Source organism: Arenimonas sp., assembly GCF_044348765.1.
GTDB lineage: Bacteria > Pseudomonadota > Gammaproteobacteria > Xanthomonadales > Xanthomonadaceae > Arenimonas.
The window spans coordinates 1-6,579 of the sequence record NZ_JBIKSE010000121.1 but is presented as its reverse complement, the minus strand read 5'-3'; the positions used below and the strand labels follow the sequence as shown (position 1 = coordinate 6,579).

The window sequence follows — 6,579 nt, the reverse complement described above, 5'->3', positions numbered from 1 at the left end:
GTCTCCGGCACTTCAATGACTTCTGCCATTACTGTCGCAGCTCCTGCGGGATTTGAGGTATCGGTCAACGGTGGCGCCTATGCGTCCTCGATCACGGTGGGCTCATCAGGTACGATCAACACGACCACAGTGTCCATCCGCATGGCGGCCAACGCCTCCTCCGGCACCTACAGCGGCAACATCACTGCGAACAGCACGGGTGCGACGCAGCGGACTCTCACGATTCCGACGGGAACGGTGGCTGCGAGCGGGACCATTTCCTACTCCCTCAGTGGCACCGTCGTGAGCGCTGGCAACAGTTTACCCGGTGTGCTTTTGACACTGACGGGTGATACGACCAGCAGCGTCGTTTCAGATCTCAACGGCAACTATCTGTTGGCGGGTCTGCCCAATGGGACCTACACCGTGACACCCTCCAAGCCAGGGCACGTGTTTCAACCCTCCTCGAAAACGGTCACCATTGCCGATGCGAACCAGAGCGCTCAGGATTTCAGTCACTCGTACGATCCCGCAACGACCGTGACGATTCCGTTCGGGAGTGGCAACTCGATTGTGTATAACCGCAGCTCGAAATCGTATGATGTTTTCTACGGCACGACCCGCATCATCACGCAGGCCCTGGCGAAGGCGAAAAATGGCAACGTCACGCTGAACAGCAGCGATTACACCACCGCCACGGTGACCAGCGCCTCTCATACGGACGGCATCGGATCAGGCACCACATACACCGTCACGCTCACCGGCACAGGGCTACCGCAAATGCAGCAGATGTTTTACGTTTACGATACTGTGGGTTATTTCTTCACCGAGGTATCGATTCAGGGGACGAGCTTGAGCAGCAACTACATGGCTCCCTTGGCAACCAATGCGGTGAGTCTGCCCGTCGCCGGCGAATACCGTTCGCTGTTCGTCCCATTTGATAATGATAGATTCGTCCGCTACGATGCCAAGCCTCTCGCCGAGTCGGTGACCAGTTCCGAGGTAGGCGCCATTTATGAAAACACCAGCAGGACCGGCATCGTCGCTGGTTCCGTGCAGAGCGATCGTTGGAAGACGGGCGTGAAGGCTGTGGGCACGGGGACTCAGTTGTCGGAGCTCACGGTGTGGGGTGGTTACGTGGACATCGGCGTCACCAGAGACCAGCGAGTGCACGGATCTCTGGTAGGATCTTCCATCAAATCGCCCCGCATGTTCGTGGGTTACTTTTCCGATTTCAGAGATGGAATGGATTTGTATGGCAAGGCCGTGAACGTCTTCAGCCCGAGATACATTTTCAACTACACGGGGAGCACGCCCTTTGCTTACAACACCTGGGGAGATATCCAGAATGACTTGACGCTGACAAAAGCGAAGGCCGTTGCTGATTTTGTTCATACCCAGATCCCGGCATTCCGCAGCGATAACAAGGTCTTCATCGATCTCGATTCCTACTGGGACAATCTCGTAACAGGAGGCCTGACCGGCGACTTCAGCCAGCTCACCGAGTTCGCCAATTACTGCAAGGCGCGCGGCTTGCAGCCTGGCATTTACTGGGCGCCTTTCGTGGATTGGGGCAAAACCGAACGGAGCGTGGAAGGGGCGTCTGCCTTTAACTACCGAGATCTCTGGACGAAAGTGAACGGCGGATTCCATGAGCTCAATGGCACCCGCGCGCTGGATCCTACGCACCCAGGAACAAAACTACGAATCAATCTGGTGATCGATAAGTTCAAGGCATGCGGCTTCGAATTTATCAAGCTCGACTTCATCGGACACGCCGCCGTGGAAGCGGACTCCTGGCATGACACTTCGGTGAAAACGGGCTACCAGGCTTTCCATCAAGGCATGAAGTATCTGACCGATCGACTGGACGATCAAATGCTGGTCTATGTCGCGATCTCACCCAACATTGCGACCGGCCCTTATGCGCACATCCGTCGCGTGGCCTGCGATGCGTTCGCTCAGATCAACGATACGGAATACACCATGAACTCGGTGTCCTACGGCTGGTGGCAATCTCAGATTTACCATTACATCGATGCCGATCACATCGTTTTCGGCAGCAGGTATGAGGCATCTGCGACGGAAGGGGAAAACCGCGCCCGATTTGCCTCCGCTCTTACCTGTGGTCCCATTGTGTTAGGAGACGATTTCTCCAATCCCGATCTCTACTCGAACCGCATCAAGGACTATGCCCAACGAGAAGTCTTGTTAGATATCAGTAGGAAAGGGGGGAAAGCCTTCCGACCCGTGGAAACCAATTCGGGCAGCGCTGCCGCAGATGCCTATAGTTCCCAGGTGGGCAACGACTTGTATGTGGTTGTTTTCAACTACTCCGCGAGCAGCAAGTCCTACAACATAGCCATGGATCGGTTAGGGCTTTCCGGTTCCTACACCGCCAAAGAATTGTTTTCGCTCACCGATGTCAGCATCAATGGAGCGCTGAGCACCTCCGTCGCAGCTAAGGATGCAAAAATTTTCCGAATTCCCACGATTGCATCGATCACGACGGCGCCGACCGCCTCAGCCATCACCTACGGGCAAAGCCTCGCCAGCTCGACTCTCTCGGGGGGGATGGGCTCCGTCTCCGGAACCTTCGCCTTCACCAGTCCCGCCACCTTGCCCGCCACCGGCGCGTCTAACCACAGCGTGACCTTCACCCCGAGCATCGCCAGCAATCTAAGAGGAGCTACTACCACGGTAAGCGTCACCGTCAACAAGGCGACACCTACAATTACCACTATTCCCACGGCTTCCGCCATCACCGTCGGCGAAACCCTCTCCCGCTCAACGCTTACCGGCGGCAGCGCATCCACTCCGGGAACCTTCAGTTTCACCACGCCATCGACGGCGCCCAGTGCCGGAATATCGAATCAAAGCGTTACATTCACGCCAGCGGATTCCACCAATTACAACACGACCACCACCACCGTCAGCATTGCAGTGAATCCCGCCGAGATGCCGCCTACCCCGGTGATTAGCGTGTCTGGGGCACTTTCTGCTTTCAGCGCTACCTTCGCGAATGCCTCGTCCGTTCAAACGTTCACCGTCTCTGGCGCTGCGATGACGACCGGTATCACCGCAGCAGCTCCTGCGGGATTCGAGGTTTCTGCGGATGGGCTTTCCTACGCTTCTTCGATCACTTTCGGGGCACCTGGCACGATCGCATCGACCACGATCTCCGTGCGCCTGGCAGCCAACACCCCCCCCAGCAGCTACAGCGGCAACATCACGTTGAACAGCTCTGGTGCACAACAGCAAATCCTATCCATTTCTTCAGGCACGGTGATCGCAAAGTTACTTACCGTGACAGGCTTGACGGGGAGTCATAAAGTTTACAATGGCACCACGAATGCCACTGCAACGGGAACAGCCGCTCTGAGCGGTGTGGTGGGAGCGGATGATGTCAGCCTAGCTGGCACACCGGTATTCACATTCGCTTCTGCGAATGCAGGAACCGGCATTGCCATCACCACGACGGGCTACACCCTGACGGGAGTCAATGCAGGCAATTACACGCTGACTCAACCGAGCCTGAGTGCGAACATCACCGCTCAAGAACTGACGATCACTGGTCTGACTGGCGACAACAAACCATACGATGGCAACACGAACGCCAATGCAAGCGGCACAGCCGCTCTGAGCGGTGTGGTGGGAGCGGATGATGTCAGTCTGGCTGGCACACCGGTATTCACTTTCGCTTCTGCGAATGTAGGAACCGGCATTGCCATCACCACGACGGGTTACACCCTGATGGGAGTCAATGCAGGCAACTACACCCTGACTCAACCGAGCCTGAGTGCTTCTATCGTCGAAGATCCTCTGTTGACGAGTCCCGAAAACACTCCTCAGATCAGCGTGTTGCCCGGTGGTGGTATCCGACTGAAATTCAATGGTTTCTCAGGTCGCACTTACGCTATCCAGCGTTCGACGACAATGCTGCCCGGCTCTTGGACGCGGATCACCACTGTCACGGCAAGCGCGGATTCAATGGTAATCTTTGATGACACCCAGCCACCTGGGCCCTCGGCCTTCTATCGTGTCGCCTTCCCGGCGCAGTAATTCCGATTCGCATCAGCGAGATGGGGTGATCTTCGCATGATTGCCATGCCTCAGATGGTAATCCATATTTGATTTTCCATGAAGTTTTACAAAGAATCCAATGCGAGGGCCAAAAAAAATTAAAAAAACTTGCAATAGTACCCCGAAGAGCTACTTAATTCCGCCGCACCTGACCCCGAAAACTAACAATGGGGACAAGACTATGATTTGTAACCACGCATACTAATGAGTCCGCTTTAAGAGGGACGTATTATTATTCGAAACAGCATGGGAAAGTAGATGCGGAGACGGAAATTAGCGTCCCAACTTTAAGTGCTCATTAGTAATACAAAACGCAAAATCAGATGAAGCCCCGTACCCCATTATTCAATAGCCTTTCTGTTTTTGCATCTTTATTCTGCGCATCCTCCGCGCCGATGTTCGCGCAAAATGTGTGGACTGGATCATCGAGCGGTGTGATCAATGTCTCCGGAAATTATCAAGCAGGAGCATCGGTCGCCAACGACGGCAACCCCTCGGCCGCTTTCGTGTTCGGACGTGTGGCATCCACCAATAGAACGATAACGCTGCCGGGTGAATTCAAAGCAAACCAGCTGCAGTTTGAATCCAATGGAGGGGGCGGTTTCACGCTAAGCGGTTCGTTCTTGAATTTCATCGGAGGGAGTAACGGGATTTTTCAAAACTCCTCGCAGGCCGTCACGATTAGCTCTGGAATCAAAGTTTCCGACGGTCCGCTCACTCTGGGCGGGACCGGCACCGGCTTGATCACACTCTCCGGATCCTCCGGCAACGACTTCGGCGGTAAAGGGATCACCAAGTCAGGCACCAGTGCTTTTTTAATCACCCAGAGCCTCACAAACACGGGAACGCTCAACATCAACGGGGGAACACTTGCGTTTAGCGGAACGGGCAACATCGCAAGAGCCTATCAGCTGCGTGGAGGGGTGGTCGCGACGAGTGGCACCTTTAGCCGGGCGCTTGGCACGACCGCCACGAACGTCAACTTCGGCGCTGGTGGCGGCGGCTTTGCTGCTTACGGTGGTGCGCTAACAGTTTCTACGGCTCTCGGCACCTGGGCATCAACAGCCAACTCTCTAGCCAACAACACATCGTTGATTCTAGGCAGTAACATCGCGAACAATGTCGTGACCTTGAGTTCGAATCTCAACCTCAATGCCGCAGCGCGCACCATCCAGCTGGTGGACAACGCGAATAGCGCCGATGATTGGTCAGTGATGTCGGGCATCCTTTCGAATGGTGGCTTGACGATCACCGGAAGTGGTCGATTGGTCCTCAGCGGAACAAATACCTTTACCGGAGTCACCAGTATCAACGGCGGAACGCTGAGCGTCGCAACAATTGGCAACGGCGGGACGGCGGGGAACCTGGGACAGGCGGCCGTTGCTGCAGGCAATTTGGTTCTCGGCGGCGGCACACTGCAATACACGGGAGCCACAGCCAGCACGGACCGCAGTTTTACGCTGACCGCAGCGACGAGTAGTTCGATCCATGTGACTGAGGCCGCAAACGCGCTGACCATCAGTGGAGCGAGTGCCAACACCACCGGCGCCCTGACGAAGACTGGTGCCGGAACCTTGATCCTTTCTGGTTTGAACTTGCACACCGGTCTGACCACTGTCTCTAACGGAACACTTCGTTACGGCATCACCAACGCACTTTCCAGCGGGGGAGTAACGGTATCCGGCGGCACGCTGGATATCGCCACTTTCAACGATACTGTCGGTGCGGTCTCGGTGGAAAGCGGTAGCATCACGGGCACGACGGGAGCCCTGACCGGGACTTCCTACGATCTCCAGAGTGGCACTGTATCCGCGATCCTCGACGGCGCGGGAGCTCTAACCAAAATAAGCGCTGGCAACGTCACTCTCTCGGGAGCGAACAACTACTCTGGCGCAACATCGATCACTGGCGGTGCACTCAACATCCGTAACGCAACGGCCCTCGGCACCACCGCAGGCAACACCACGGTTTCGAGCGGTGCGGCACTGGAGCTTCAGGGAGATATCAGCGTGGGAGCGGAGGCTCTTACCCTCAGCGGCACGGGTGTTTCCAACGCCGGTGCCCTGCGCAACATCAGCGGTGCCAATACCTATGGTGGTCTTCTCAGCTTGGGAGCCGCCAGCCGCATCAATTCGGATGCCGGGACTCTCACTCTTAGCAACGCCGGCACCATCACGGGAGCGACTTTTGGCCTCACCGTGGGCGGTGCGGGCAACACCACGATCAATAGCATCATCGGCACCACTTCCGGCACGCTTACCAAGGACGAAACTGGAACACTGATCCTCACTGCTGCTAACACGTTCACTGGCCTCACCTCGATCACCGGCGGTGTGCTTAACATACGCAACGCGAGTGCCCTCGGAACCACCGCTGGCGCCACCTTCGTCTCGAGCGGTGCGGCACTGGAGCTTCAGGGAGATATCAGCGTGGGAGCGGAGGCTCTTACCCTCAGCGGCACGGGTGTTTCCAACGCCGGTGCCCTGCGCAACATCAGCGGTGCCAATACCTATGGTG

The 6,579-nt window shown here is 56.3% G+C and carries 2 protein-coding genes; both read left to right on the top strand.

Annotation, left to right across the window (positions count from 1 at the left end):
• The first annotated feature begins 15 nt into the window (after window positions 1-15).
• Window positions 16-4,041, top strand: coding sequence for a YDG domain-containing protein (locus ACIQ0Q_RS09745; protein WP_395772739.1), 4,026 nt, complete (start codon window positions 16-18; stop codon window positions 4,039-4,041).
• A gap of 344 nt (window positions 4,042-4,385) precedes the next feature.
• Window positions 4,386-6,579, top strand: a 2,194-nt coding sequence (locus tag ACIQ0Q_RS09740) for a beta strand repeat-containing protein (RefSeq protein ID WP_395772738.1), incomplete at its 3' end; no start/stop codon positions are given.